This is a genomic window from Akkermansia sp. JRP_AM1 (genome assembly GCF_049262625.1).
GTDB lineage: Bacteria > Verrucomicrobiota > Verrucomicrobiia > Verrucomicrobiales > Akkermansiaceae > Akkermansia > Akkermansia massiliensis.
The window spans coordinates 57213-83559 of sequence record NZ_CP118234.1; the positions used below are offsets into that span (position 1 = coordinate 57213).

The 26347-nt window shown below is 59.7% G+C and carries 22 protein-coding genes, 1 tRNA gene and 2 pseudogenes; 16 read left to right on the top strand and 9 right to left on the bottom strand.

What is annotated here, in order from left to right:
• Positions 1-189 precede the first annotated feature (189 nt).
• Both PVA48_RS00240 and PVA48_RS00245 read right to left on the bottom strand, forming a co-directional pair.
• Positions 190-273, bottom strand: a tRNA-Leu gene (locus PVA48_RS00240).
• A gap of 70 nt (positions 274-343) precedes the next feature.
• The gene (locus PVA48_RS00245) at positions 344-805 is read right to left on the bottom strand and encodes a RidA family protein (protein WP_102721838.1); all 462 of its coding nucleotides are present in this window, start codon (positions 803-805) and stop codon (positions 344-346) included.
• Positions 806-1285: 480 nt separating this feature from the next.
• Between PVA48_RS00245 and PVA48_RS00250 the strand changes: the two genes are divergently transcribed.
• The 15 genes and pseudogenes from PVA48_RS00250 (at position 1286) to sucB (ending at position 17039) form a co-directional block, all read left to right on the top strand.
• Entirely contained in the window at positions 1286-1975 is a 690-nt protein-coding gene (locus PVA48_RS00250; protein WP_423232047.1) for a hypothetical protein, read from the top strand.
• Positions 1976-1980: 5 nt separating this feature from the next.
• Positions 1981-2622, top strand: coding sequence for a hypothetical protein (locus PVA48_RS00255; RefSeq protein WP_423232048.1), 642 nt, complete (start codon positions 1981-1983; stop codon positions 2620-2622).
• A gap of 98 nt (positions 2623-2720) precedes the next feature.
• Entirely contained in the window at positions 2721-3230 is a 510-nt protein-coding gene (locus tag PVA48_RS00260) for a ferritin (protein ID WP_180970932.1), read from the top strand.
• Between the two features lie 99 nt (positions 3231-3329).
• Positions 3330-3797, top strand: coding sequence for a GNAT family N-acetyltransferase (locus PVA48_RS00265; RefSeq protein WP_102728333.1), 468 nt, complete (start codon positions 3330-3332; stop codon positions 3795-3797).
• 27 nt (positions 3798-3824) lie between these two features.
• Complete coding sequence (locus tag PVA48_RS00270; protein ID WP_423232049.1) at positions 3825-4493, top strand: hypothetical protein; 669 nt, start codon at positions 3825-3827, stop codon at positions 4491-4493.
• A gap of 503 nt (positions 4494-4996) precedes the next feature.
• Positions 4997-5431: a MarR family winged helix-turn-helix transcriptional regulator gene (locus PVA48_RS00275; protein ID WP_102721794.1), complete on the top strand. Its 435-nt coding sequence runs from the start codon at positions 4997-4999 to the stop codon at positions 5429-5431.
• Between the two features lie 366 nt (positions 5432-5797).
• Complete coding sequence (trpB, locus tag PVA48_RS00280) at positions 5798-7021, top strand: tryptophan synthase subunit beta (protein ID WP_102728438.1); 1224 nt, start codon at positions 5798-5800, stop codon at positions 7019-7021.
• 90 nt (positions 7022-7111) lie between these two features.
• The gene (locus PVA48_RS00285) at positions 7112-8050 is read left to right on the top strand and encodes an aminoglycoside phosphotransferase family protein (RefSeq protein WP_102728329.1); all 939 of its coding nucleotides are present in this window, start codon (positions 7112-7114) and stop codon (positions 8048-8050) included.
• 18 nt (positions 8051-8068) lie between these two features.
• Positions 8069-9988 (top strand): hypothetical protein, encoded by a 1920-nt coding sequence (locus PVA48_RS00290; protein ID WP_423232050.1) that lies wholly within the window; start codon positions 8069-8071, stop codon positions 9986-9988.
• Complete coding sequence (locus tag PVA48_RS00295) at positions 9985-10476, top strand: L,D-transpeptidase (protein ID WP_146021115.1); 492 nt, start codon at positions 9985-9987, stop codon at positions 10474-10476. The genes PVA48_RS00290 and PVA48_RS00295 overlap by 4 nt, the downstream gene beginning before the upstream one ends.
• Before the next feature lie 224 nt (positions 10477-10700).
• Positions 10701-12007: pseudogene (locus PVA48_RS00300) on the top strand (cytochrome ubiquinol oxidase subunit I).
• A 21-nt stretch (positions 12008-12028) separates the two neighbouring features.
• Entirely contained in the window at positions 12029-13066 is a 1038-nt protein-coding gene (cydB, locus tag PVA48_RS00305) for a cytochrome d ubiquinol oxidase subunit II (protein ID WP_423232051.1), read from the top strand.
• 66 nt (positions 13067-13132) lie between these two features.
• Positions 13133-13873, top strand: coding sequence for a hypothetical protein (locus PVA48_RS00310; protein ID WP_309557042.1), 741 nt, complete (start codon positions 13133-13135; stop codon positions 13871-13873).
• Positions 13804-15897, top strand: coding sequence for a 2-oxoglutarate dehydrogenase E1 component (locus PVA48_RS00315; protein ID WP_423232479.1), 2094 nt, complete (start codon positions 13804-13806; stop codon positions 15895-15897). Before PVA48_RS00310 ends, PVA48_RS00315 begins: the two co-directional genes overlap by 70 nt.
• Positions 15898-15912: 15 nt before the next feature.
• Positions 15913-17039, top strand: a pseudogene (sucB, locus tag PVA48_RS00320) (dihydrolipoyllysine-residue succinyltransferase).
• An 87-nt stretch (positions 17040-17126) separates the two neighbouring features.
• Here the strand turns inward: sucB and PVA48_RS00325 are convergent.
• From PVA48_RS00325 to PVA48_RS00340, 4 genes are all read right to left on the bottom strand, one after another.
• Positions 17127-17477: a nucleotidyltransferase domain-containing protein gene (locus PVA48_RS00325; RefSeq protein ID WP_423232052.1), complete on the bottom strand. Its 351-nt coding sequence runs from the start codon at positions 17475-17477 to the stop codon at positions 17127-17129.
• Positions 17435-17842: a nucleotidyltransferase substrate binding protein gene (locus tag PVA48_RS00330; protein WP_102728325.1), complete on the bottom strand. Its 408-nt coding sequence runs from the start codon at positions 17840-17842 to the stop codon at positions 17435-17437. The genes PVA48_RS00325 and PVA48_RS00330 overlap by 43 nt, the downstream gene beginning before the upstream one ends.
• Before the next feature lie 53 nt (positions 17843-17895).
• The gene (gene lpdA, locus PVA48_RS00335) at positions 17896-19284 is read right to left on the bottom strand and encodes a dihydrolipoyl dehydrogenase (RefSeq protein ID WP_102728324.1); all 1389 of its coding nucleotides are present in this window, start codon (positions 19282-19284) and stop codon (positions 17896-17898) included.
• A 146-nt stretch (positions 19285-19430) separates the two neighbouring features.
• Positions 19431-20753 (bottom strand): amidohydrolase, encoded by a 1323-nt coding sequence (locus PVA48_RS00340; protein ID WP_180975172.1) that lies wholly within the window; start codon positions 20751-20753, stop codon positions 19431-19433.
• A 147-nt stretch (positions 20754-20900) separates the two neighbouring features.
• Between PVA48_RS00340 and PVA48_RS00345 the strand changes: the two genes are divergently transcribed.
• Positions 20901-21503: a porin family protein gene (locus PVA48_RS00345; protein ID WP_022396750.1), complete on the top strand. Its 603-nt coding sequence runs from the start codon at positions 20901-20903 to the stop codon at positions 21501-21503.
• Between the two features lie 248 nt (positions 21504-21751).
• On the opposite strand, the gene PVA48_RS00350 is transcribed toward PVA48_RS00345, so the two are convergent.
• From PVA48_RS00350 to PVA48_RS00360, 3 genes are all read right to left on the bottom strand, one after another.
• On the bottom strand, positions 21752-24094 hold the full coding sequence (locus PVA48_RS00350; RefSeq protein ID WP_102728322.1) for a beta-galactosidase: 2343 nt from the start codon (positions 24092-24094) through the stop codon (positions 21752-21754).
• Between the two features lie 194 nt (positions 24095-24288).
• On the bottom strand, positions 24289-24816 hold the full coding sequence (locus tag PVA48_RS00355) for a hypothetical protein (RefSeq protein ID WP_423232053.1): 528 nt from the start codon (positions 24814-24816) through the stop codon (positions 24289-24291).
• Positions 24804-26309 carry an ABC transporter substrate-binding protein gene (locus PVA48_RS00360; protein ID WP_423232054.1) on the bottom strand — a complete coding sequence of 502 codons (1506 nt, stop codon included), beginning with the start codon at positions 26307-26309 and terminating at the stop codon, positions 24804-24806. The genes PVA48_RS00355 and PVA48_RS00360 overlap by 13 nt, the downstream gene beginning before the upstream one ends.
• Positions 26310-26347 lie beyond the last annotated feature (38 nt).

Consider the following 26347-nt stretch of genomic DNA (forward strand, 5'->3'; position numbering starts at 1 on the left):
TGATTTCATCGCAAAACAGGGAGAATACCCCACCCGGCAGTACTGGGGAGGCTCCTTTCAACACATTCTTCAGGTAACTATTGTTGACCGGAGATACAAGTAAAAGCGGTAATTTCCGTATGCTTGAAGACGGAAAAGGCCCGCCAGAAGCGAGCCTTTTATCTACATAATTTATTGTTATTCAGCGAAGTACCCCGACCGGACTCGAACCGGTACGTCCTTGCGGACAACAGATTTTAAGTCTGCAGCGTCTACCATTCCGCCACGAGGGCATTGACCGGACGGCACTCTACAGGAATGCCGCGGGGATTCAAGCACGAATCCCCTTCCGGTTTTTAAATCCCTAGCCGCAGACTTCCACAACCATGCTTATTTCCACCGCCACGTTGAGCGGCAGGGCGGACACGCCCACGGCCGTGCGGCTGTGGCGGCCGATTTCGCCAAAGGCTTCCACCAGCAGGTCGGACGCGCCGTTCAGCACCTTGGGATGGTCGTAGAAATCCGGGCCGGCATTCACAAATCCGTTCACGGCCACAATGCGGGAAACCTTTTCCAGGGAGCCCACGGCCTGCACGATGACGGCCAGGCGGTTCAGAACGGCGGCTCGCGCGGCGGCCTGCCCTTCTTCCACCGTCAAGTCCTGCCCTACCTTGCCGAAGTATTTGTCCTCCCCGTTCACGGAGATGCCGCCGGAGAGGTGAAGCAGGTTGCCCGTACGCACGCATTGCACGTAGGAACCCACGGGCGCGGGCGCATCGTAAATGGCGTAACCAAGATCGGAAAGGCGTTGACGTATTTTATCCATAATAGAGAATTTGACAAAGGTTGGATTGGAAGAATGCACCGGAAATATTTGCGTTTCCAGATGCATTTCATGACATTTTGAACAATTTTCGGCCTGTTTGCACGTAAAATGATTGCCATCTACCTCATTTAGTTGCTATTGAAACAACCCGTACATGATGACCGAAGAAACTCCTTCCACAGACCCCAAGCAGCAAATTCCGGACCTTTCCGGCTTGGCCGACTTCCAATTCGGTCCGGCCTGGGCGAGACCGGGAGCCCGTCAGGAACGTTCCGCGTCCTATCCGGAACGCAGGTCCGGCGACAGGCAGGGAGGCGACCGCCGTCCGCGGCGCGACAGCCGCGAAGGACGCCAGCCCCGGGGGAACGCCGTTTTGACGGTCAGAATGGTGAAAGAAGATTCAACCGGGAAGACCGCACCCGCGGTTCCTTCCGCCCGCGCCGCGACGGAGACCGCCGCGAACAGGCGCCCCGCCCGCCCATGGCGGAACCGGCCGAAGGCCTGCGCGTGGAGCTGCGCCCCGTGGATTCCGGCCTGGCCGCCCTGCACCAGGAGGTGCAGAAGCACCGCCGCACTATTTCCCTGCTGGACCTTGCCAAGGTGGTCATGGGTTCCTACGACCGTTATGACCTGGTGTTCATGAAGCAGGAGAACGGCCCGGACCTTTACCACTGCAAGCACGGCGACGGAGCCTGCTTCATTTCCCGCCAGGAGGCCGTCAAGCATCTCTGGCAGTCTTCCTGGATGCCCAAGTATTACGAGTCCGTGGAACAGGAAGTGGAAGCGCCCAAGGGCGATTTCAAGGCGATTGCCAAGTGTTCCCTGAACAATGAACTGGTGGGCCCCGTCAACTGGCACGGCTACCAGTCCGCCCTGATGAACCTGCACCGCACCAAGTTTGCCAGCATGCCCTTTGAGGCATTCCGTTCCAAGATCGTGACGGACAAGAGCGAGGAAGCCGTGCAGGCATGGCAGGAAGCCGTTTCCAAGCGCACCGCCTGGAAGCCCGTCCGCGAAGGCGCCTCCGAGGTTCTTCTGGAATCCCCCGCCGCCGTGGAACAGGATTTCGAGTCCAACCACTTTGAAGAGTGCTATGACGTCACGGACAAGGTGTTCGTCAACGGAGCCGTGAAGAAAAACCATCTTTCCCCGGCCTGTGGGCGCACCTGATCCAGTTGTCCGGCACCACGCGCCGCCATCCCAGCATGCTGATTCCGAACCTCTGCCACGGGCTGGCGCGCCACCACATGCCCATTTTCAAGTGGAAGGGCAACCATTACACCGGCCCGGCACGCCCCAAGGCCATGGAAGAAGGCACCGTTCTTTCGGATTCCCTGATGTCCATCGCCACCTGGGCGGCCAACAATCCGGGCAAGGGCGTGGACGCCATGCTCAGGGAGCTGGCCCCCGTGCCGGACCCGGAAAAGGCCACGGAAGAGGAAGTGGCCCAGGCTACGGAAAAACAGCAGAATCTGGTCCGCGACCTGTTCTGGCTGTCCGAACAGGGCTACATTCTGGTTTTCTCCAACAACACCGTCAGCCGTCCGAAGGCCGTTCCGGCCCAGGCCCCCTCTCCCAAAAAGGCTCCCAAGGAGAAGCAGAAACCGGAAGAGAAGGATCCGGACATGCCGGTGGCGGAAGCCGCCGCGCCCCAGGAGCAGAAGGAGGACACCCCTTCTTCCGAAGCCCCGGCAGCCCGGGAGGAACCCGCTGAAGAAACTGACACGGCAGCCGAGCCTGCGGAAGCAGCCGCCCCTCCCGTGGAGGAAGAGCTTCCTGCGGAAAATGTTCCAGAGACGGTTGCCGCAAAAGCCTGACGCCTTTCCCGAATTCCCCCGTCATACAGTCCGCAGGATTATCTTGATTCTGCGGACTTTGTTTTGTAGAAGAAAAGGAAATCAACAGGATTTTACATATGATCAGTACAACAATGGCAACCGCTCTTAATGAGCAAATCAAATGGGAAATGTATTCAGCCAACCTTTACCTGGCCATGTCCGCCTACCTGCAGGACGCCGGCCTGACGGGGTTCGCCCACTGGATGCGCGTCCAGTACCAGGAAGAAACCGCCCATGCCTTGAAATTTTACGATTTCCTTCTGGCGCGCGGAGGCCAGTTTACCATGTTGTCCATCGATGCCCCGGCCGCGAGCTGGTCCAACATTCTGGAAATGTTTGAAGAAACGCTGTCCCACGAACAGGAGGTCACGCGCCGCATCAATGACCTGGTCCGCCTCTCCAAGGAGGAAAAGGACTTCGCTACGGATATTTTCCTGCACTGGTTTGTCAGTGAACAGGTGGAAGAGGAAGAAACCGTCAAGGACATCATCAGCAAACTGCGCATGATCAAGGGAGAAGGCCAGGGAATGCTGCTCATGGACAAGGAGCTGGCGGCCCGCACCTTTACCCCTCCCCCCGCCAATTAACTTATTCAGGAACTTTTCCGGCCATTCTCCGGCACGTTTTCCCCATGAAAACACTTTTCCGGAGAATGGCCGGCAGAACAGTTCGGCTATCAGGAGCGCATGAACATCAAGATAAGGTCGGCTGCAAGGGAGGATGTCCAAAAAACAAGCGCTCTATACGATGATTTTTTTGCCTGTAATGCTGCCCAGCTACCGGAAAATTGCGTTGCGGCAACTGAAACGGGAGATTGCCCGAATCCTGTGATTGAAAGCGGCAGCGGCGATATCATGATCGCGGAAAGAGACGATGCCGTTATCGGATTCGTGCATGTTGAAGAAAACGCGCCACCTCCCTATCCTTCCGTAGTTCCTCATAAATATGCCTGCATCATAGACTTTTTCGTCATGCGGGGATGCAGGAGGAATGGAACAGGACGCCTGCTTTTGGATAAAGTCAAACGCTGGACAAAATCACGAAACCAGGAATACCTGGAACTCATGGTATGGGAGAATAACGGCAGCGGCAGAAGATTTTACGAGCGTGAACATTTTACAACAGCATCCCGGACAATGCGCCTGGACGTGTAACCGACTTTTTAAATGGAATTATTAAAGATGAATGATTTTGAAACAGCCTTGGTGAGCCCGGGGAAAAACAGCCTCATTCCGGAGAAGGACAACTGGTTCGGCCCCCTCGTCGGAACCTGGGATATTGAATGGGTTGACGGGCACGGCACGGAGCATGAACGCCACGTGAAAGGGGAATGGATTTTTTCATGGGTCCTGGAAGGCATGGCCGTCCAGGATGTGTTCATCTGCCCTTCCCGGGAGGCCCGGAATATCAAAACCTGGCCGGACGCCGCCTACGGCACGACGATCAGAATTTACAATCCCCAGCAACGGACATGGGACATTTTTTACGGTGTGGCCGGAGAAGCCACGCGGCTGGAAGCGAGAAAGGAAGGCAGCCGGATTGTCCTGACGGAAATTACCGGGCAAAAGATGAAATGGATTTTTTCCGAACTTACGGAAAATACGTTCCATTGGAGAAACATGGCCACGGAGGACGGGATGCACTGGTTCCTCCAGGGGAAGCATTCGCCGCCAGACGTATCTAGAACACGCTTGTTCATCGGCATGGCAGGCAACCCGCCGTCTTTCCCTTTCTGCACCCTTCCAGGCCCGTTTAAAGGGGTTTTCCCTGCCTTCATTCCTGTCCAGCAAATAAAGCAGCCCGGACTCAACAATGAGCCATGCCTGCCGATGCCCGCCAGGCATCCATAAGAATTTCCGGGGTAGAACCGGCTTTTTTCTCTTCTCCGGCAGTCCAGAACTGATGACGGGACCTGCCTCCAAAGGCGGCAGCATCCTGTTTTTCCTGGCGCGCACCCGTATAAAACTTTTCTGAAACAGGCCTCCCTTTCCCATGGAGAGCCCTTGCATGAGGCCTCTTTCCTGTCCGGGCTTGTCATGCTGACGCGCCCTTTTATGCCAGATTTATGCCGGTTTCCCGGCAGTTCCGGAAAAAACTTTCATTCATCAACAGCTTACGACTATTTTTAACATGTTATTCACATTCTATCCTCAAAATACAATCATTCTATTAACATTCAACATATTGTATCCGGAATACCATCAAAAGGCTTATTATCTGCAAATGTAAAATTTTAATAAAAATTTATATTTTTGACTTGCTCGCGGAAGGCGGCGGCGGTAGGTTGGCTGAACCGCCGCCAAGCCTCCGGACGGCACCGTTACCAAACCTACCCCAGACATTCACCACGACCATGAGCTCCATTTCCGAAGAAGCAAACAAGCTGGCGGATTTCATCCTGTTCACGCAACGTTCCTGCATTCTGAATCTTTCTTCAGAATTGAATGAGGGCAAGGTTTCCTATCCCCAGTTTTTCCTGCTGACCTACCTGGCCAGCGAGGACTTCCTGAGCATGTCCAGCATTGCCCTGAAGATGGGGCATTCCACGGCGGCGGCCACCGGCATGGTGGACAAACTTCAGGAGATGGGCTATCTGAAACGCATGAGCGCGGCCAAGGACCGCCGCAAAATCATGGTCGCCATCACCCAGGAAGGGCGCGACCTGGTGGACCGCATGCGCCAGAATATCGTCCGGGACCTGGCCGCCCTGATGGCCGGAGCGGACCCCGACGCACGGCAGACGCTTGCCGATACCGGAAAATCCATCAGGAAGCGCCGCCTGGCCTGATTTCCGGCCTTCTTCCCTCCGTTCCTTTCCGGGTAAAAAAGTCCGGAAGCCGGATCTCCGGCAACGCCTGCCCTTTTTTTACTATTTATTCAGGAGCATGGTGAACAGGGAGGAGCTTCCTTCCCTTGCAGCAGGAGCAGGCCGCGTTCTTCACGGCCTCAAAACGGAGATTCCCCATGAACCGGCCATCCCCGGCATCCCTGTCCGGTCCCATCCCGATTTCCGGCCTTCCGGACTGGTCCGTTCCGCTCCCCCTGCGGATGATTTTTCCCTTCCCCGCTTTTTTAAAAGGGCTTCCTGCGGAGATTGTTTTTGCCTGAACTGGGGCATCGTGCTAAATACTGGCAGTCACGAATGCAACAGACCATGGATCTCCATACCTATTTACGCAATTTTCCGGACGCCCAGGGCCGTTTTGGCGAATACGGCGGCGTTTACCTGCCGGACGAGCTTGTTCCCGCCTTTGAAGAAATTACGGAAGCCTACCAGACGATAGCCCACTCCGCCCAGTTCATCAATGAACTGCGCCGCATCCGCAAGCAGTTCCAGGGACGCCCCACCCCGGTTTACCACTGCGAACGCCTTTCCCGCCACCTGGGCACTTCCCAGATTTACCTGAAACGGGAAGACCTGAACCATACGGGCGCCCACAAGCTCAACCACTGCATGGGTGAAGGCCTTCTCGCCAAATACATGGGCAAGAAACGCATCATTGCGGAAACGGGCGCCGGGCAGCATGGCGTGGCCCTGGCTACGGCTGCCGCCTTCTTCGGCCTGGAGTGTGAGATTCACATGGGAGCGGTGGACATTGCCAAGCAGGCCCCCAACGTCACCCGCATGAAAATCCTGGGCGCCAAGGTGGTGCCCGTCACGCACGGCCTCCAGAGCCTGAAGGAAGCCGTGGATTCCGCCTTTGATTCCTACCTGAACAGTTATCAGGATTCCATTTACTGCATCGGTTCCGTGGTAGGCCCCCACCCCTTCCCGCAGATGGTGCGCGATTTCCAGATGTGCATCGGCGTGGAAGCCAGGGAGCAGTTCATGGAAATGACGGGGCTTCTTCCGGACGCGGTGTGCGCCTGCGTGGGCGGCGGCAGCAATTCCATGGGCATGTTCACCGCCTTCCTGGGAGACCCGCTGGATATTTACGGCGTGGAACCGCTCGGCAAGGGGCCCAGGCTCGGGGATCATTCCGCCTCCATCTCCTACGGGAGCAGGGGCGTCCTGCACGGGTTCGAGAGCATCATGCTCCAGGACGAGGACGGCAATCCGGGACCGGTCCATTCCGTGGCCAGCGGGCTGGATTATCCTTCCGTGGGTCCGGAACACGCCTACCTGCACGACATCGGCCGCGTGAATTACGTTACCGCCACGGATGAGGAAGCCGTAGACGCCTTCTTCAAGCTTTCCCGCTATGAAGGAATTATTCCCGCCCTGGAAAGCTCCCACGCCATCGCCTACGCCATGAAGTGGGCCCGGGAAAACAGAGGAGGCGCTATCCTGGTCAACTGCTCCGGCCGCGGAGACAAGGATGTGGATTACGTCGTGGAGCATTACGGCTACGGGGAAGACCGCCAGTTCCCCTCCTGATTTCATCCCCTTCATCGTTTCCGGCGGAGGGAGGATTTCCCTGCCCTCCGTCCGCCCCCTTTCCGCAAGGCCCTTCCGCCACGCCTCTCCATGAAAGAATTGTCCAGCCTGGTTCAACGGAGTTTCCACGTCGTTCCGCGGGAAGAGGATTTCCATACCTTGGCTTTGGGCGCGTCCGGCCGCACCATCGTCCGCATCCGCCTCGGCTCCCGCACATGCATCGGCATCCGGTGGGGCAATGACCGCGCGGATAATGATTCCTTCATCCCCGCGGACCGGCACCTGCACGCCCACGGCGTGAACGTGCCGGAGATTTACGACTACGAACCGCTCGGCGCCGGCTGCGGGGCTGCGCTGGTGGAAGACCTGGGAGACGCCAGCCTGCTGGCCTTCCGGGGAGAGTCCTGGCCCTCCCTGCGCCTGCGCTACATCCGGGCCATGGAGCAGCTCCATCTGCTTCACTCCTGCCCGTTTCCGGAGGAGTTCCCCCTCCAGCCCGCCTTTGACGAAGCCCTGTACCGCTGGGAGCAGTCCTATTTTGCGGAACACCTGCTGGGGGCCCACCTGGGGCTGGAAACGGATTCCTTCCTGAACCATCCGGCCCTGGAAGAGCTGGCGCAATTCCTGGCCTCCCTTCCGGAATGCCCCGTGCACCGGGACAGCCAGTCCCAGAACGTGCACATCCACGCGGGTAAGACCTGGCTGATCGATTTCCAGGGCATGCGCGGCGGACGCCCGGAGTATGACCTAGCCTCCCTGGTTTATGACGGCTATGCCCGTCTGGAACCGGAGCAGGCGGAGGAATTGCTCAGGGAGTGGGAAAAGATTTCAGGGCAACCCCTGGATGACCGCATCTTCCGCGCCTGCGCCCTGCAACGGCTCATGCAGATGCTGGGCGCCTACGCCAACATCGGCCACAACCAGGGAAAAACCTGGTATCTGGCCCAGATTCCCGCCGGGCTGGAACACCTGCGGAAGCTTCTGCCCGGCTCCACGCTTGCAGAACCGCTGGCGGCCATGCTAGCATGATCTTTCTCCCTGCTCCTGATGACGCTGACCCCCAGATTCCTGCTTGTGCTGTCCCTGTTCCAGATTTCCCTGGGGCTGGGCTGGATTCTGGGGTACGTGTTTCTTCCGCCCACCATTTTCTGTTATGAGCGGGCGGCGGAACGTTCCCTGGCAGGAGAGTACCGGACCGTGCGCCCGGAAGGTCTGAATGCGGAAAGCAGCATCGTCCTCCAGCCTTACGATTATTTCAACAAGGGGCAGACGGCCCAGCTTCCCGTGGTTTCCCTGCACCGGGAATCCTCCCTGAACAGCTTTGCCGCCTATCCTCCCAATCCCATGGATTACACGGTGCTGTTCCGCCACCTGTACGAGCAGGGGGCCAGGAATGTTTACGTGATGGCTCCCATGGCCTGGGAGGAAGAGCCGGACAGCATCGTCAAGGCCGCCGTGGGGTATGAGCTGGACCGCTTCCGCCACAAGGCGCTGGGACGGCAGATGAGCGAGTCCTCCCGCCACGCCCCCCTCCCGCCGGACTGGAAAGGCCTGGTTATTCCCGCTGCCAACATCGTGGGAAAGACGGACCTGTTCCCGCGCGCGGACAGGCTGGTGGGGGAAGCTCCGCAACTGACCACGGCAGCCCCCGCCCTGGGAACCGTCGTGGAAAACAACGAACTGTTTTCCCCCTCCCCGGAGAACAGGGTTTCTCCGCCGCTTTTCATCCGCTGGGGTGAGGAGATCATCCCCACCCTTCCGCTGGCCGCCGCCCTGAACGCGCTGGACCTGAAACCCGGCGACGTGAGAATCATTCCGGGCGACACCCTTTTCCTGGGCGGCAAGCGTTCCGTTCCGCTGGACAAATACGGCCGCATTCCTCTGGCGGAACACAGCAGCCCCACCATGCTGGACACCAAGGAGGTGATCGTCCCCGTCATGTCCGGCCTGCGGCCGCCGGATACCACCGCCGTCAGAAAACTGCTTTCTTCCGCGGACGCGGTTCTCGTTTCCGAACCGTCCGCCCTTTCCGACACGCCGGACGCACAGGCCCTCCTGGCGGCGCAAACCATCCGCACCCTCATGGGGGCGCTGGCTCCGGCCCCGGCCGTCCTGATTCCGGTAGCCCCCGTATGGGTGCAGTGGGTCATCGTGCTGGACGTCCTGCTCCTGGCAGTCTGGGCCCTCCGTTTCCAGCGCCGGGGGCGTTTCATCATCTGGGGGCTCTGCATCCTGGCGGCCCCGGTCATCGCGTGGTACCTGTTTTCCGTCCATGACACCTGGTTCCCCGTCATGACGCCCGTGGCGGCGGTGCTGTGCGTAGTGCTGGCGGGCTGCCTGTTCCCCTGGCTTTCCCCCCTCCCGCGATGCGGACGAAGAGGAGGAGGAAGACGCCGGAGCCCCCCCGCCGGAGGGGAATGGAGCCGGGCACGTGCTCCCCCCGGACAACCTGTACCAGGAACCCAACGAGGTGCCTATCCCCCACCATTCCAAAAGAGAACATCCCGACTCATGACACAGCGCAAGCACATCCTTTTCATCTGCACCGGCAACACCTGCCGCAGCCCCATGGCGGAAGGCCTGTTCCGGAAGCTTTCAGCGCATCATCCGGAATGGCGCGCCGGTTCCGCGGGAACTTCCGCATGGCACGGGCAGGAGGCCAGCCCGGAAACGCTCCACATCCTCCAGGCGCACGGCGTCAACCTCTCCTGCCATGAAAGCCGCCCCGTCACGGAAGAACTGATGGAAAACGCCACGGACGTCTATGCCATGACGGAGAGCCACCTGGCCGCCCTGCTTGCCAATTTCCCCGAGCATGCGGACAAGATCAGGCTGGTCACCTGCTACACGGACAACCGCAGCATTGCGGACCCCATCGGCTGCGGTCAGGCTGCCTACAACAGCGTGGCGCGGCAGTTGACAGCCGCCATCCAGGCCATCATCGCCCGGATGGAACAGCAAGCGTGACAACTCTTTCCTCCCCCATGGCCGCCCCTTCCATACGCATTGACCTGTCCCGCCAGGAGCTGGTGCTGGAAGAATCCGGAAACATCCTGCTCCGGTGCCCCGTTTCCAGCGGAAAAGCTGGCACGGGCCATGAAGAGGGCTCCGGAAAAACGCCCACCGGACATTTCCGCGTCTGCCAAAAAATCGGGGACGGAGAGCCGGAGGACACCATTTTCATCTCACGCCTTCCGGCAGGCCGCTACCCCGCCGCCATCCCGGAAAGCCTGGATGAACATTCGGACTTTATCCTGACGCGCATCCTGTGGCTGGACGGCCTGGAACCGCACAACGCCAACACGCGGAGCCGCTACATCTACATCCACGGCACCAATGATACGGACCTGCTGGGCGCCCCGGCCTCCCATGGCTGCATCCGCCTTTCCCCCCGCGACATGCTGGATCTTTTTGCCCTGGCGGAAGAGGGGATGGACGTGTTCATTCAGTGCTAAACCGTTCTTTTTTAGATACAATCTAAAAAAGTTATTCAGGGAAAAGGAAAATAATTGAACAAAGGTCCTCTTGGGATGTATAAAGTATGAAGGTACCGGTATTTGGCTGCCGGCCTCCTGTTCCATAAACATCCACTCATCCCCAAGCAATCATGGACGATCCGGTCTTATTATCCCGTCTTCAATTCGCCGTTACGATCATGTTCCACTACATCTTCCCGCCGATGACCATCGGCCTGGGGGTGGTTCTGGTCGCGCTGGAAGGCCTCTGGCTGAAAACGAAGAACGAACTCTACCACAAGCAGGCCAAATTCTGGACCAAGATATTCGGCATCATCTTCGCCCTGGGCGTGGCCTCCGGCATCGTGATGGAATTCCAGTTCGGCACCAACTGGGCTGACTATTCCCGCTGCGTGGGCGACATCTTCGGCAGCCCTCTGGCGGCGGAAGGCATCTTCGCCTTCTTCCTGGAATCCGGCTTCCTGGCCATCCTGCTCTTCGGCTGGGACAAGGTGGGCCCCAAAATGCACTTCTTCTCCTCCTGCATGGTCGCCCTGGGCGCCCATTTCAGCGCCATCTGGATCATTGTGGCGAACTCCTGGATGCAGACGCCCGCCGGGTACAAGCTGGTGGAAGTGAACGGGAAAATCCAGGCCCATATCACCAGCTTCTATGACGTGGTGTTCAACCCGTCCACCGTGGACCGCCTGACGCATGCGCTGGCCGGCTGCTGGCTGGCGGGGGCCACGCTCGTCCTCAGCGTCTCCGCCTGGTACATCCTGAAAAAACGCTTCACCGGAGGAGCTGAAAAAAGCTTCAAGGTGGCCCTGGTCATCGGCCTCATCGGCGTGGTGGGCATGGGCATCACGGGGGACTCCAGCGCACGTGAAGTCTCCATCCACCAGCCCGCCAAATTCGCCGCCATGGAAGGCGTGATGGAAACCGGCGCTCCGCTGGCCCTCCACCTCGTCGGCTGGATGAACCCGTCCACCCATGAAGTGACGGGCATCTCCATCCCGTACATGCTCACCTTCCTGACCCATCATGACCTGGATACGACCATCACCGGCATGAACGACATCCCGCAGGACGAACGCCCCCCATCCTGCCCGTCTTCTACTCCTTCCACATCATGATCCTGATCGGCTGCGCCCTGGGGGCCCTGTTCCTGGTGGGCCTGTGGGGCTGGAAAAAAGGCTGGCTCTTCCAGAAGCGCTGGCTGCTCTGGTGCTTCGTCTTCTCCGTGCTGGGCCCCCAAATAGCCAACCAGGTGGGCTGGGCCGTGGCGGAAATGGGGCGCCAGCCATGGATTGTGTACGGCATCCTGAGAACGGAACATGCCGTATCCCCCACCCTCACCGCGGCGGAAGCCCTTTCCTCCCTGGGCATGTTCTTCGTCATTTATGCCCTGCTGCTGGCCCTCTTCCTCTATCAGATCACCCATAAAATCCACAAGGGTCCGGACCAGGAAGCAAACGAAGACGACGGCACCGGGGAAGGCAAGCTCCAGGTCCCCTTCGTCAAAGACTAACCTTCAGCCCCTCTTAAAACCATGTTGGACAATCTTACTCTTACAGACCTGCAAATCATCTGGTTCATCCTCGTCGGCGTGCTCTTCTCCGGATATGCCATTCTGGACGGCTTTGACCTGGGCACCGGAGCCCTTCAGCTTTTCATCAAGGGTGATGAAAACAGAAGGCTCACGCTAAACGCCGTGGGCCCTGTATGGGACGGAAACGAAGTCTGGCTCATCACGGGGGGCGGCGCCCTCTTCGCCGCCTTCCCGTACGTGTACGCCTCCGTCTTCTCCGGGTTTTACCTGGCCTTCATGCTCCTGCTGCTCACCCTCATCTTCCGCGCCGTCTCCATCGAATTCCGGAGCAAGCAGCCCATGAAATGGTGGCGCAGGGGGTGGGACACCACCTTTTCCATCAGCAGCCTCCTGGCCGCCCTGCTCATCGGCGTAGCCATGGGGAACGTCACCAAGGGCATTCCGCTGGACAATCAGGGCAACTTCACCGGAACCTTCCTCAGCCTGCTGAACCCCTACTCCGTTCTTCTGGGGCTGACGACGGTGGCCCTGTTCGCCATGCACGGAGGCATCTACCTCCTGATGAAAACACAGGGAAGCCTGCAGGAACAGATCAAAAAACTGCTCAGGCCCTGCGTCATCATCTTCACCGTCCTGATCATCCTTCACGGAGCGGCCACCCTGCTGTACGTGCCGCACGTAGCGGCGGCCCTGCACCGCTCCCCCTGGATTTACGGCATCGCGGTGCTGGCGGTCATTTCCATCACCGCCATCTGGATCTTCATCCACAGGAACCGTCCGGGCTGGGCCTTCGTCGCCTCCTGCTCCACCATGGGCTGCATGATGGCCCTCTTCGGGGCGGCCATGTTCCCCAACCTGCTCTATTCCATGCCCAACCCGGAGAACTCCCTGACGCTCGTCAACGGCTCCTCCACGCGTGAAAGCCTGGTCGTGATGACGTACATCGCCATCCTGGGCGTGCCGCTCGTCCTGGCCTACTCCGCCGCCATCTACTGGGTCTTCCGCGGGAAGGTCCAGCTCAACGAACACAGCTATTGACGCCCTGCGGGCAGAGAATAGCGATTAGTGAACATGGAATAGCCCCGTATCAACCCATCTTTCGGCATGAACGCCTCCATCTTCTCCAGACTCCCGCCTGAGGAAATCATGGCGCTCCACCAATCATGGAAAAACGATCCCCTGTCCGTAGACCCTCTCTGGGCCGCCTGGTTTGAAGGCTATGAACTGGGGAGCGGCAACGCTCCGCAGGAAAAAGCAAACGCAGGGAACTGCACGGACGCCTCCCCCTACACCGTCCCGCCGGAAAGCGCGGAATGCCGGGGGCGCGTCAACCAGCTCATCCGGGCCTACCGGGTCATGGGCCACCAGTGCGCGCGCTTCAATCCCCTGGCGTCTCCGGACAAGACCTGCACCCCGGTCAATCTGGAAGAAATGGGCTTCCGTCCGGAAGACCTGGACCAGCCCGCCAACATCGGCACCTTCATGGACGGCGGCACGTTCACCCTCCGTGAAATCATCAGCCACCTGCAAAAAATCTATTGCGGCCCCATCGGGTTTGAATACCACCACATAGACAATCTGGAAATCCGCTCCTGGATTGAAGAAAAAATCAAGCTCCGGGCGAACGGCGTGGACTACGGCCCGGAGGTCCGGCGGGACGCCTTCTTCCATCTCTGCAAGGCGGAATTGTTCGAGGAATTCCTGGGCAAGCGCTTCATTGGGGAAAAACGCTTCTCCCTGGAAGGGGGGAGGGTGCCATCGTCCTGCTGGACGCCATCGTCAAGCGCTGCCCCGCCGCCGGCGTCTCCCACATTGAAATGGGCATGGCCCACCGCGGGAGGCTGAACGTGCTCGCCAACATCCTCCACAAGCCGCTGAAAACCATCTTCCGAGAATTCACGCCGGACTACCTGCCGGAATCCCCCATTGGCAGGAGCGACGTCAAATACCACCTCGGCTACGCCACCACGCGCCATGTGGACGGCCGCGACCTTCACGTCCGCCTCTCCTCCAACCCCAGCCATCTGGAAGCCGTGTATCCCGTGGTGGAAGGCAGGGCCAGGGCCATGCAGCACAACCTGGAAGACGCGGAACGCAAGCATGTGCTGCCGCTCGTCCTCCACGGGGACGCCGCCTTCGCAGGACAAGGGCTCGTGGCGGAAGTGCTCAATCTTTCCCTGCTGAAAGGCTACCGCACGGGAGGCACCGTGCACCTCATCATCAACAACCAGATCGGCTTCACCACCGGACCGGACGAGGCCCGTTCCTCCCGCTACGCCACGGACGTGGCGCAGATGCTCCAGTCCCCCATCCTGCACATCAACGGGGAAAGCCCGGAGGACCTGGTGTGGGCGGCGGAATTCGCGCTCCAGTTCCGCCAGAAGTTCGGGCGGGACATCATTCTGGACATGTACTGCTACCGCCGCCTGGGCCACAATGAAACGGACCAGGCCGCCTTCACCGCGCCCATGCAGACCAAGCGGATTGAGGCGCGCCCCACCGCCGCAGCCCTGTACGGAACGGCGCTCAGAGAGCGCGGGGAATTGACAGAACAGCAGGAGCAGGACATCCGGAAAGACCTTTGGGAAGGCATGGAACAGGCCTACCTGCAAATGAAGGAAAACCCCGCGGACTACATCCTGCCCGCCACCGCGCAGGATGCGGATGAAACGCCCATCCCGCGTACCAGCGTACGGACGGGAATCAGCCCGGAGCTGTTCCAGCGCATCGGAGATATCCTTACGGAACTGCCGGACGGCTTCACGCCCCACCCCACGCTGGAAAAACGCTTCCTGGCCCGCCGCCGGGAGGCCTTCCGGGAAGGCGGACTGCTGGACTGGGCCATGGCGGAAGCCCTGGCCTGGGGCAGCCTGCTCGCGGAAAACCACACCGTGCGCCTGTCCGGCCAGGACTGCCAGCGCGGCACCTTCTCCCAGCGGCACGCCGTCCTGCATGACTTCAATGATGGCTCCCTGTACACTCCTCTGGAAAAGCTGAACCACGGCACTACCGCGTTCCGCATTTACAACTCCTCCCTGTCGGAAGCCTCCGTGCTGGGCTTTGAATACGGCTATGCTCTGGAAAGCCCGGACGCGCTGGTCATGTGGGAGGCCCAGTTCGGGGACTTCGCCAACGGAGCGCAGGTCATCGTGGACCAGTTCATTGCGGCCGCGGAGGCCAAATGGCACCAGAAAAACCGCATTGTGCTGCTGCTGCCCCACGGCTATGAAGGGGCGGGCTCGGAACACTCCAGCGCCCGCATGGAACGCTATCTCCAGCTCTGCGCGGACGACAACATGCAGGTCATCAACCCCACCACCCCGGCCCAATACTTCCACGCCCTGCGCCGCCAGGTGCACCAGAACGTGCACAAGCCGCTGATCGTCTTCACGCCCAAAAGCCTGCTCTCCCGTCCGGAGGCCGTCTCCCCGCACCGGGAATTCCTGGTTCCCTCCCGCTTCCACGAAGTGCTGCCGGACCCGGACGCTCCCGCGCCGGACCAGGTAACGCGCGCCGTCTTCTGCACCGGGAAAGTTTACTATGACCTGGCCGCCTACCGGAAGGAACGGAATATTTCAGACACAATCATTATCCGCCTGGAACAAATCTACCCGCTGGCCCAGGAACAGCTCACCTACCTGCTGGCCCCCTACCAGAAGGTGCGCGACTTCGTCTGGTGCCAGGAGGAACCCTCCAACATGGGGGCCTGGGGCCACCTGCGGAACAGGCTGGGGCGCCTCTTCGCCACCTCCTTCCGCTATGCGGGGCGGCCGCCCATGGCCTGCCCTGCGGAGGGCGCCAAGGCCCTGCACGCCGCCGCGCAAAAAAGACTCATCGCCACCGCCTTCGGGCCGCGGGCGCAATCCTGAACCCATCTTCCTCCCATGAGCGACATCCTGATCCCCAACTTCGGAGAATCCATCACCACCGCCACCGTAGCCGCGTGGCACAAGAATGCCGGCGACCCGGTAGCCAAAGGCGACACCCTGGTGACGCTGGAAACGGACAAGGTTTCCACGGACCTGGAGGCGGACGAAAGCGGCGTGCTGGAAATCCTCGTCCCGGAAGGAGCGGAAGCCCCCATCGGCGCGGCTCTGGGCCGCATTTCTTCCGCTGACGGAACCGCAGCCGCACCGGAAAAGGAAGAGGCTCCCGTACCGCCGGAACCGGAGAAAACCACAGCGCCGGGAACACGGGAGGAACCCGCTTCCACCCCCCCTCCTCCTGCGGCCGAATCCCCGGAACAAAAGCCGGAAAAGGAAACGTCCGCCCCGGAACAGCCTCCCGCCGGGAAAAACGGGAAGTCTGACAAGGAAACCGCCCCGCGTTTCATCAGGAAACCCATGAGCCCCCTGCGCCGCACCATCGCGGCCCGGCTGGTGGAGGCCCAGCACCAGGCGGCCATCCTCACCACCTTCAACGAGTGCGACATGTCCGCCGTGATGGAGCTCCGCAAACAATTCAATGCGGCGTACCGGGAACGGTACGGCACCAAGCTTGGTTTCATGAGCTTCTTCATCAAGGCGGTGGTCAAGGCCCTTCAGGAAGTGCCCCAGGTCAACGCCAGAATTGACGGCACGGACATCGTGGAAAACCTGTATTACGACATTTCCGTAGCCATCGGCACGGACAAGGGACTCGTGGTCCCCGTGCTGCGGGACTGCGACCGGAAAACGCTCCCGGAACTGGAACTGGAACTCGCCGCCCTGGCGGAAAAAGTGCGCGGCGGAAGCTTGTCCATGCAGGACCTGCAAGGGGGCTGCTTCACTATCTCCAACGGGGAACCTACGGTTCCCTGCTCTCCACCCCCATTCTGAACCCGCCCCAGAGCGGCATTCTGGGCATGCACGCCATTCAGGAACGCCCCGTGGTCCGGGACGGCCAGATCGTCGCCCGGCCCATGATGTACCTGGCCCTTTCCTATGACCACCGCCTGGTGGACGGCAAGCAGGCCGTGCAGTTCCTTATTGCGGTGAAAAACGCCGTGGAGAATCCGGTGTTTGAGCTATGAGGACCGGGGAGAAAAAGACTAAATACTAAAGAGGAAAGACTGAATGTCTTTCCTGTTTTACAGGGGTTCTCCGGGATCAAAATCCCTTCATTCCATGGAACGGGAAAACCACTCCTTGCCATAAGCATGGATATGACGCTCCAAATCAGGATTGGTGATTCTGTTACGAATAATCAAGTCTACCTCCACAGGCAGGTTCAACTCCGTGAGACGCGCTTGGAGAGTCAAAAGGACGGACAAATCCAGGTCCTCGCCCTCCAGGGCAAGATTGATATCGGACGCAGGCTTCCACGTGCCCAGGGCGCGGGAACCGAATAAAACGGCTTTCCTAATCTGCGGAGTCTGTGAAAGAATTTCCCGGATGCCTGAGCGCACCTTGGCCGTCAGGCCATCGTTCAGTCCTCTTTCTCCGCCATCATGTTCAGATTTTCCACACATGGGGCCAGCATGGAAAAGAATTTTCCCTTAATCAGGGAAACCGCCTCTTCCGCGCTGGAATCATCATAAGTATGTACAAACAAATTGCGGCTTTCCAACGCCTGAAACCAGCAATCAATATGGCCTATCAAGCCTGCGCCAAACGCCTGCCTGATGGCTTCGCGGGGGCTGTTAACGCTGTAGCCGTCATAGACCAGTTTATCTTTCAACGTTTTCCAGCACAGCTCAAACGTAAATTCATAAGTCTGCACCAGTCCGGCCATTTCCAATTCATTGTATTCCGGCAACGCGCAAGCATGGCGCAACCGGGAAAAAGCCTTATTCAGGTTTTGAAGCCTTTGTTTCCAGCGCAGGTTACCGTTCATCTTTTTTAACGGAGAAAAAGAGCCCCGTTCCGGGGCTCTTCCCGTGAAAACCGTTACATGTGGATGGCGATTCCCTCGGAAGCCAGCATGGATTCATGGATGGCTTCCGACAGCGTGGGATGGGCAAAGATGGTGGCGTGAATATCCTCGTCCGTCAGTTCCGCCTGAATGCCGACGCCCAGCGTGGCAATCAGTTCCGTGGCTTCCGGCCCCACGATGTGGGCGCCCAGCAGTTCGCCGTGTTTGGCGCCGTACAGGGTTTTCACGAAGCCGTCCGTTTCTCCGGCGGCCACAGCCTTGCCAATGGCCTGGAAGGGGAATTTGCCCACCTTGTACTCCACGCCCGCTTCCTTGAGGGCGCGTTCCGTTTTACCCACGGAAGCCACCTGCGGGTAGCAGTACGTGCAGCTTGGGAAGAAGCCGACCTGCCTGGGCTGGTAGTCCGGATTAAACATGCCTTCCACGGCCTGCACGGCTTCAAAGGTGGCCGTATGCGCCAGCAGCACGCCGCCGATCACGTCGCCCGCCGCGTAAACGCCGGGAATGGATGTGGCGTAGCGGTCATTCACCTTGATGAATCCCTTTTCCGTCAGCTCCAGGCCGGGAGCGGCGGGAACGACCGGCTTCACGCCGATGGCCACCAGGCAGACGTCCGCCGTGATTTCCTCTTCCTGTCCCTTGCTGTTTTTCACGCTGGCCTTGACCTTGCCGTCGCAGGTTTCCGTGACGGATTCCACGGAGGCTCCCGTCATGACCTTGATGCCCTGCTTCTTGAACGCGCGTTCCAGCGTCTGGCAGGAATCGTCGTCTTCATTGGGAAGCATGCGCGGGAGCGCTTCAATGAGCGTTACCTTGGTGCTGAAGGAGTTGTAAATGTAGGCGAATTCCGTGCCAATGGCGCCGGAACCGATGATGATCATGCTTTCAGGCCGCTTTTCCAGCACCATGGCTTCCTTGGAACCGATGATGGTGGCGCCGTTGAGGGGCAGGCTGGGCACCGTGCGGGTGACGCAGCCGGTGCTGATCAGGATGTTTTTTCCTTCCAGAACGCTCGTCGTTCCGTCGGCGGCCTTCACTTCCACCTTGCCGGGGGCGGTGATGGAGGCTTCCCCCGTGACGGAGTCCACCTTGTTTTTCTTAAACAGGAAACCCACGCCGCCGGCCAGGCGGTCGCTGACCTTGCGGGAACGGCCAATCACCTCGCTCCAGTCCACGCTGACGCCTTCCACCGTCATGCCGAATTCCTTGGCCCGGGCCGTCACGGTCAGGTAAGCCTCCGCATTTTTCAGAAGCGCCTTGGTGGGGATGCATCCCCAGTTCAGACAGGTGCCCCCTACCCGGTCGCGTTCCACGCACACCACGGATTTTCCCAGCTGGGCGGCGCGGATGGCGCCCACATAGCCGGCAGGGCCTCCACCAATGACGATGAGATCATATTGCATGAAATTACTATAAAGGCATCCCCCCTTGCGGGTAAAGAAGGAATATGAGCATGCGCCGCCTGAACGGCGCCCCAATGACAAAAGATTAAATAGAGGGGAAATGCCTGTTAAAGACTATTTTCTCTTTTGTATTTAGTCTTCCGTCTTTATTCCTTCCCCTTCACCCACTCCACCAGGTCCCGCATTTCCGCGGCGGTGTCTGCGTACAGGCCGTCCGTGTAGGTTCCGCGGTCGTACAGGATGTTCCCTTCCACCATGGTGAACACGCAGTCCTTGCCGGAAGCGGCATAAACGGCATGGGACGCTTCGTTGAAAATCGGGCAGAGGTTCGGTTCATCCAGGTCCAGGGCAATCATGTCCGCGGGAGCTCCCGGAGCCAGCGTTCCCAGCCCCGGCGTCCGGAAGATGCGGGCGCCCTCCGCCGTGGCCATGTTCAGCGCCTGCGTGGCGGGCACCGCGGTAGCGTCCCCGCTGCATCCCTTGGCAAGAAGGGCGGCCAGCTTCATCGTTTCAAACATGTCCAGGCTGTTGTTGCTGCACGCTCCGTCCGTTCCCAGGGAGACGGAAATGCCGGCCCGCGCCATGTCCCGCACGCGGGCGAAGCCGGAAGCCAGTTTCAAATTGCTGACCGGGTTGTGGGCGATTGCCGCTCCGGAAGAGGCTACCAGTTCCAGTTCCTCATCCGTCACGTCCACCATGTGGGCCAGCACGGTGCGTTCATTCAGCAGCCCCATGTCCCGGGCATAAGCCACCGGGCGCCTGTCCCCGTGCAGGGAGCGGCACTGCTCCACTTCTCCGGCGGATTCGGACAGATGGATATGCAGCATCAGGTCCAGTTCCTCCGCCAGCTTCATGGAACGCCGGAGCACGTCGTCACTGGTGGTGTATACGCTGTGCGGCATCAGGGCCACCTGCACCCTGCCGCGGCCCGCAAAGCGCGCCGCCTGCTCCCGGTACAGGGCTTCCGCCGCATCCCATCCGCCGTACGCCGGAGAGGGAAACGCAAAAAGAGCCTCCCCGCCCACACAGCGCATTCCCATGCGCTCCGCCTCCCGGAGCACGTTGATTTCCAGCAAATAGGAGTCCACAAAAGCCGTCGTGCCCGTCCGCATCATTTCATACATGCCCAGCCGCGCCCCCAGGGAGACGATTCTGTCCGTCAGGCGGGCTTCCACAGGGAAAATATGCCCGGTCAGCCATTCCATCAGAGGCAGGTCATCCGCAAAGCCGCGCAAGAAGGTCATCGGAACGTGCGTATGGGCATTGACCAGCCCCGGCATCAGCAGGACATTTCCCAGGTCCCTGCGGGCGGTGGGCTTCCACCGGGCTTCCAGCTCTGCGGCACTCCCCGTTTCCAGAATTTTCCCGTCCCGGACGGCGACGGCCGCATTTCCGGCGGCGCCGGCCTGCCCCGCGCCCGCCAGCATGCGGGAAGCGGTCACCAGCAAATCACACGCTTGTTGTTCCATGGCGCAGAATGTACCCCACCGGGCCCGTTCTGGCAACTTCATCTCCCGGTGCCCGGGGATTTCATGCAAATTTGACATTTCATGTTTGACTTCAAAAGAGAAAACTGCCAAGAATGAACCACAGTTAAATTCACCATTTATCCCCATATGAACAAGACTATACTGCTAGGTTTGGCCCTTGTGGCCTCCGTGTCCGCCGCCAATGCCTACCACGCCGACAAATACGACGGCCAGTTCGGCATGTCCCTGGAAGGAGCTTACGGCATCGCCACCAAGGATGCCATGCCCAACGTGGCCGGCGGCAATCTGAGCATTTTCAATTACATTGAAACCGGCAGCATTGTTCATCAGATTTCCCTGAACGGCGGCATTCTGGCAGGCTCCCACCATCCCAGCGTGCATGACCTGGGCATCAGCGGCCCCTATACCGCCAGCGTCCGCTCCACCTACGTTCCGATGATGGCCGGTTATACGCTGAACCTCCCCATCGGCGATTACACGATGTTCTATCTGGGCGGCAAGGCGGGCGCCACGTACGGAGACATTAAAACCACCATCCACGGGCTGGAAGACGGGAGCCGTTCCCACACCATCTCCACCACCAAGTTTTCCTGGGCAGCCCAGGCCGGGTTCAAGTTCAGCATCTCCAAGAGCGCTGACTTCCTGATCGGCTATGAATATTACCAGATTCAGGGCTACAGTGATCCCGGCTACCACACCATCAAGCTGGGCTTCTCCTGGAACTTCTAACAATTAATCATTGAGTTCATTACTGCCTCCCGGCGGCTCCGTACACCACGGAGCCGCCTTTTTCATGCCGGGGGAGGAGACGCATGCCATGCGGTAACCAAGGCATCAGCAAACACGTGCTCTTAAAACCAGCGCATGCCGCGCTCGCGTGAAGATTCCGTTGCCTCCAAAAGTGCTCCAAAAGGAAAAAGGCCGCTCCATCCCAAAGGATGGAGCGGCCCCGGAAAGATCAGGATTTCCGGGAATCCCTATTTGACAGGCTTGAACGGCTTGGGAGACGCGTAGACTTCATAGTCCTTGATGCGGCCGTTTTCCCGGTTCTGGCGCGGCAGGTAGCGGAAGCCGGAGAGCTTCTGTACCTTGCCCAGGTCCAGCACGATCATGTGCGGGTGCGTGGGGTTGTCTCCCTGCCACTTGGTGTGCCAGTAGGTGGTGGGCTGGTTGTCCATCACCAGGCCCGCCTGGGCGGCTTCCCCCGCCGTTTCATGGGAATCCGCATAGACCACGGACCACTGTTCGCGGGGAAGCAGGTTGCCGGAGGCATCCAGGAAATTCAGCTCCGCAATGGCGGCGTGCGGGCCGTTGTCATGGGCGTTCTTGCTGACGAGGGCGATGTAGCGGGCCTGGACGGGAGCGCGGAATTTGATTTCCTGCTGGTCCGCGCCCTTGGCGAAGGTTCCCTTGTGCACGAGCTGGCTGGCAGCGGGAGCTACGGGCTTGCCCACACGGAAGACGTCCGCCATGGCAGGGTCCCTGTTGACTTCGTAAATGGCTTCCTTCACGCCTTTCACCGTGCCGGAGCCGCCGTCCACGTCCAGCACCACGATTTCATTTTTCCCCGGTTTCAGGTATTCGCCGGGGCAGTAAAGCGCCTGCTGGGAACCGATGAACCAGAAGCGGCCCAGATTGTGGCCGTTCACCCACACGACGCCCTTTTTCCAGCCGTCCCGCATGTCCAGGTAGGTATCCTTGGGGTTGGAGACGTTGAAATATCCACGGTGGAACACGGGCTGGTCGCCGCCCGGCTTCTTGCCGGAGAAGGACAGAAGCTCCACGCCCTTGCACGGGAGGTTGTAGATGAGGAAGTTTTCCAGCTTCTTCCCGTCCAGCGTGATGGGGCCGCGGATTCCCTTGCGTTCCCCCTGGATTTGGCCGCCGAAGTTGATGCGGCCCATGTTTTCCACAAAGATATCCACCGTATGGAGGCCCGCGGGAATAACCACGTCACAGGCGTCCTGCTTGTAGCGGCGGTCTGCCGCACCCTGCCTTTTGCCGTCCACGTAAACGATGGCGCGGTCCTGCATGTTGTTCATTTTCAGCTCTCCCTTCACCGGGCCGTTCACTTTCGTCCGGTACAGGATGAAGCCCAGGCTCTGCCCCAGGGCTTCCATGTGCACGGGCTCCTTGCGGATGACAGGCTGCGGGAGCCGGTTGAACATGCCGGCTTTCTCCGTGAACGTGATGGGCGGCAGCTCCATCATTTCCGGCTGCGCGGGCGGTTCGGGGAGCTTGTACGTATCACCGTAATAGTCCTGAATGGTCTGGCGGAAGGTACGGTAGCGGTCCGTCAGGGTTCCGTTTTCAGAGATGGGCGCGCCGTAGTCGTAATTGGTCACGTCCGGCGTGTAGGCCCCTTCCCAGTTCGCCCCGTTCATGAAGCCGAAGGAGGTGCCCCCGTGCGCCATGAAAAGGTTGGGGGAGACATTGTTTTCCAACATCCACTTCAAGTCGCGGTTGAAGCCTTCCGTACTGCCGCCGTTTTTGGGCTTGCCCCAGTGGTCAAACCAGCCTACCCAGAATTCGCCGTTGATGCGGGGAGTCTTGCCCTTGTGCTTTTCCAGGTTGGCAAAGGCGCCCTTGGCTCCGCCGCCGAAGTTCATGGCGGGAACGATGCCGGGCAGCGTGCCGTTGTTGATCATCCAGTCGTTCGGGCCGTCCGAGGTAAAGGGCACCACGCCCGGAAGCTCCTTTTGGATGACTTCCAGGTGTTTTTTCACGTAGTCCTTGTCGGAGCCGTAGGAGCCGTATTCATTTTCCACCTGGGCCATGATGATGGGGCCGCCCTTGGTGATCTGCAGCGGTTCCAGCATGGAGCAGACTTTCTTGAGATAAGCCATGGCCGGTTCCAGGAAACGGGGGTCCTGGGAGCGGACCTTCAGGTCCGCATCCTTCAGCAGCCAGCCGGGGAACCCGCCGAATTCCCATTCCGCGCAAACGTAAGGGCCCGGACGCACGATGACCCACAGGCCGGCCTTCTGCGCTTCCTTGACGAATTCCACAAAGTCCAGGTTGCCGGAGAAGTCCCACTTGCCGGGTTCCGGTTCATGCACGTTCCAGAACAGATAGGTGCAGACGGTGTTCATGCCCATGGCCTTCATGCGCTGGAACCTGTCCTGCCAGTGCTCACGCGGCACGCGCGGGTAGTGCATTTCCCCGGAGATGATTTTGACGGGCTTTCCGTCCATCAGGAAGTTTTCCTGGTTGGTGGCGAAGACATGCTTGGCGCCGTCATTGGATTCCGGCAGGGGCATGGGAGCGGCCATGCAAAGGTGGCCTGCCAGAAACAGGGCGGAAAAAAGTGATATTTTCATGATAATGGAGTCAATAAACGGTTCTAGGGAATAATAAGGGGAATTATGATGAAAAACCGCCTCCTTTCAATTTAAAAAGGAGCCGGCGGGCTGGTTTTATTACGGAGCGGCGTCATCCGGTCTTTCAACACGTATCACCTGATGCCTTTCCTCAAACGGAACGCCCCGGCGCCGGGCCTCCTGCGTTTCCTTCTTCATTTTTTCATCCACCCAGTACAAGTGGGATTCCAGGGGGTTGTAAATCCGGGGGAACAGAACCGCGTGGGGGATTCCGGCCAGCGTATCCAGCGCCAGCAGGCGACGTACGTGTAGGGTTCCCGCCAGCCGGGAATCCAGACGCAGAGTTCATGAATGCGCTTTTGGGCGCGTTGAAGGGCTTTTTTCAGGGCGGCGCCATCCGGGGCATTCCGCTCCGCGTCCAGGGCCGCATCCAGTTCCGTGTCCGCCACGGCAAAGATATTGTTCGTGTTGCCCACGGGGTTGCCGCGGGCATCGTACGCCAGCTCGGAAGCAAAGGTTTCATAAAGCCGGGGGAACGGCGTCTGGAGCGGCCACGCCCACAGGGCGGCCTGGTACCGTTTTTCAAATACCTTCCGGGAACAGACATTATAGGTCAGGGGGTCCAGGCGCAGGTCCACCCCGCATTTCAGGGCCTCCTGCCGTAGGATGGAACAAACATTGGTCATCAGGGTGGAGGAGTCCGCGAAGGTCAGTTCCACCACCAGCCGTTCCCCCGTTCATTCTTCAGCACGCCGTCCTCCCCCATTTCCCGGTAGCCGGCGCGGGCAAAATGTTCCATGGCTTTTTTCTTGCTGTATTCCGGCGCTTTCAGCGGAAGCGTCAGATCGCCGTACCCCTCCATGTAGGAGCCCAGCCTTCTCATATTCCCGCGGAACAGGGTATCAATCACCATGCCCATGTTCACGGAATGCGCCAGCCCCCTGCGAATGCCGGGGTTTTTCAGAAGCTTGTCCGCACAGTTCAGGTACAGGCCGTACGGGGGGCAGGCATAACCGGCTTCCAGGCTGTACTTGTCTATGTAGCCCCGGTGCACTTCCGGCAGTTCCAGCCTGTTTTCCCACACTTCCGGCTTGCGGACGTTCATCATGTCCAGCTCCCCGCGGCGGAACATTTCAACCGCCTTGTTTTCCAGGTTTACAAATACATGCTCCACCTGGTCCGCATTGCAGGAATAGCGGTAGTATTTCCTGTCCTTCGCCCACCAGTCCTTCACGCGGGCCAGGGTGATGCGCTCGCCTATCCGTATTTTACCGGGAACCACCACGTAGCCCCCCGTATTCGGCGGAACCTTCCACTGGTAGCGTTCCAGAAACAGGGAGTTGAAATCATGGTAAAAACCGGGATGGGCCGGATGGAAATCCACGCAGGCCATGTAAGGCAGCAGCGGCCCGGGTGACGGAAGCGTCAGGGCAATGACGGAATCCCCGTATACCGTAATCTGGTCATACGTGGAACGGAACAGGGTGGTCCAGAAGGGGTCCCGGGCAAAGCCGGACGTGCGGAGGCAGATATTCAGCAGGAAGTCCTGCGCCCTTACGGGGCGGCCGTCCGAGTACGTCGCTTCCGGGTCCAAATGGTAAAAAACGGTTTTCCCGTCCGCGGAGACGGCCCAGCGGTCCGCTAGCCCCGGAATGGGCCGGAAGGTTTCCGGATGCAACCCCACCAGGGGAAGCCACACGTTGTCAATGGCGGAGTAGTTGAAAAAGGTCTCGCTTCCCGGTCCGAACGCCCGCAGGGTTCCGGGAAACGGCGTATTGATCCACAGCCGGACCAGCCCCCCTTTCACGGCCCGGGGGTCACCCACTTCCGGTTCCTCCATTCCGGTCTGCCATTCCAATCCAGCAGGAACCTCCTCCAGGGGAAGCTGGCGGATATGGTCTTTCAGCTCCAGCCTTCTGCCGATGCGTTCCACGGAACGCTCCTGCTCGGCCAGACGCCGCCCATCCCCATCGCCACGGGAGACGGACAGCAGGCTTTTCTTCCGCTCGCCGCCTGCCAGTTCCCGGAGCAGTTCCCGCTCCACAGATCTGTTCCACCGTTCCACGAAGCCGTCAAACACGGCAGGCATGCCCCTGCCGTCCGTCCGTCCGGAGGCCTCATGCCAAACGTCCGCTTCCCGCTGGGCGAAGTAAAGGACTCCTCCCAGAAAGACGGCGAGGACCAACGCCCCCAGAATGTACAGCCAGCGAAACACAGCTTAGATTACCGCCGCATGTTAACCGATTCCGGAAC

Excerpts from the sequence above, each read along its gene's own strand:
- PVA48_RS00245 (WP_102721838.1), bottom strand. The coding sequence starts at position 805 with ATGGATAAAATACGTCAACGCCTTTCCGATCTTGGTTACGCCATTTAC.
- PVA48_RS00250 (WP_423232047.1), top strand. The coding sequence starts at position 1,286 with ATGGCGGAACCGGCCGAAGGCCTGCGCGTGGAGCTGCGCCCCGTGGAT.
- PVA48_RS00260 (WP_180970932.1), top strand. The coding sequence starts at position 2,721 with ATGATCAGTACAACAATGGCAACCGCTCTTAATGAGCAAATCAAATGG.
- PVA48_RS00265 (WP_102728333.1), top strand. The coding sequence starts at position 3,330 with ATGAACATCAAGATAAGGTCGGCTGCAAGGGAGGATGTCCAAAAAACA.
- PVA48_RS00270 (WP_423232049.1), top strand. The coding sequence starts at position 3,825 with ATGAATGATTTTGAAACAGCCTTGGTGAGCCCGGGGAAAAACAGCCTC.
- PVA48_RS00275 (WP_102721794.1), top strand. The coding sequence starts at position 4,997 with ATGAGCTCCATTTCCGAAGAAGCAAACAAGCTGGCGGATTTCATCCTG.
- trpB (WP_102728438.1), top strand. The coding sequence starts at position 5,798 with ATGGATCTCCATACCTATTTACGCAATTTTCCGGACGCCCAGGGCCGT.
- PVA48_RS00285 (WP_102728329.1), top strand. The coding sequence starts at position 7,112 with ATGAAAGAATTGTCCAGCCTGGTTCAACGGAGTTTCCACGTCGTTCCG.
- PVA48_RS00290 (WP_423232050.1), top strand. The coding sequence starts at position 8,069 with ATGACGCTGACCCCCAGATTCCTGCTTGTGCTGTCCCTGTTCCAGATT.
- cydB (WP_423232051.1), top strand. The coding sequence starts at position 12,029 with ATGTTGGACAATCTTACTCTTACAGACCTGCAAATCATCTGGTTCATC.
- PVA48_RS00310 (WP_309557042.1), top strand. The coding sequence starts at position 13,133 with ATGAACGCCTCCATCTTCTCCAGACTCCCGCCTGAGGAAATCATGGCG.
- PVA48_RS00325 (WP_423232052.1), bottom strand. The coding sequence starts at position 17,477 with ATGTGTGGAAAATCTGAACATGATGGCGGAGAAAGAGGACTGAACGAT.
- PVA48_RS00330 (WP_102728325.1), bottom strand. The coding sequence starts at position 17,842 with ATGAACGGTAACCTGCGCTGGAAACAAAGGCTTCAAAACCTGAATAAG.
- lpdA (WP_102728324.1), bottom strand. The coding sequence starts at position 19,284 with ATGCAATATGATCTCATCGTCATTGGTGGAGGCCCTGCCGGCTATGTG.
- PVA48_RS00340 (WP_180975172.1), bottom strand. The coding sequence starts at position 20,753 with ATGGAACAACAAGCGTGTGATTTGCTGGTGACCGCTTCCCGCATGCTG.
- PVA48_RS00345 (WP_022396750.1), top strand. The coding sequence starts at position 20,901 with ATGAACAAGACTATACTGCTAGGTTTGGCCCTTGTGGCCTCCGTGTCC.
- PVA48_RS00350 (WP_102728322.1), bottom strand. The coding sequence starts at position 24,094 with ATGAAAATATCACTTTTTTCCGCCCTGTTTCTGGCAGGCCACCTTTGC.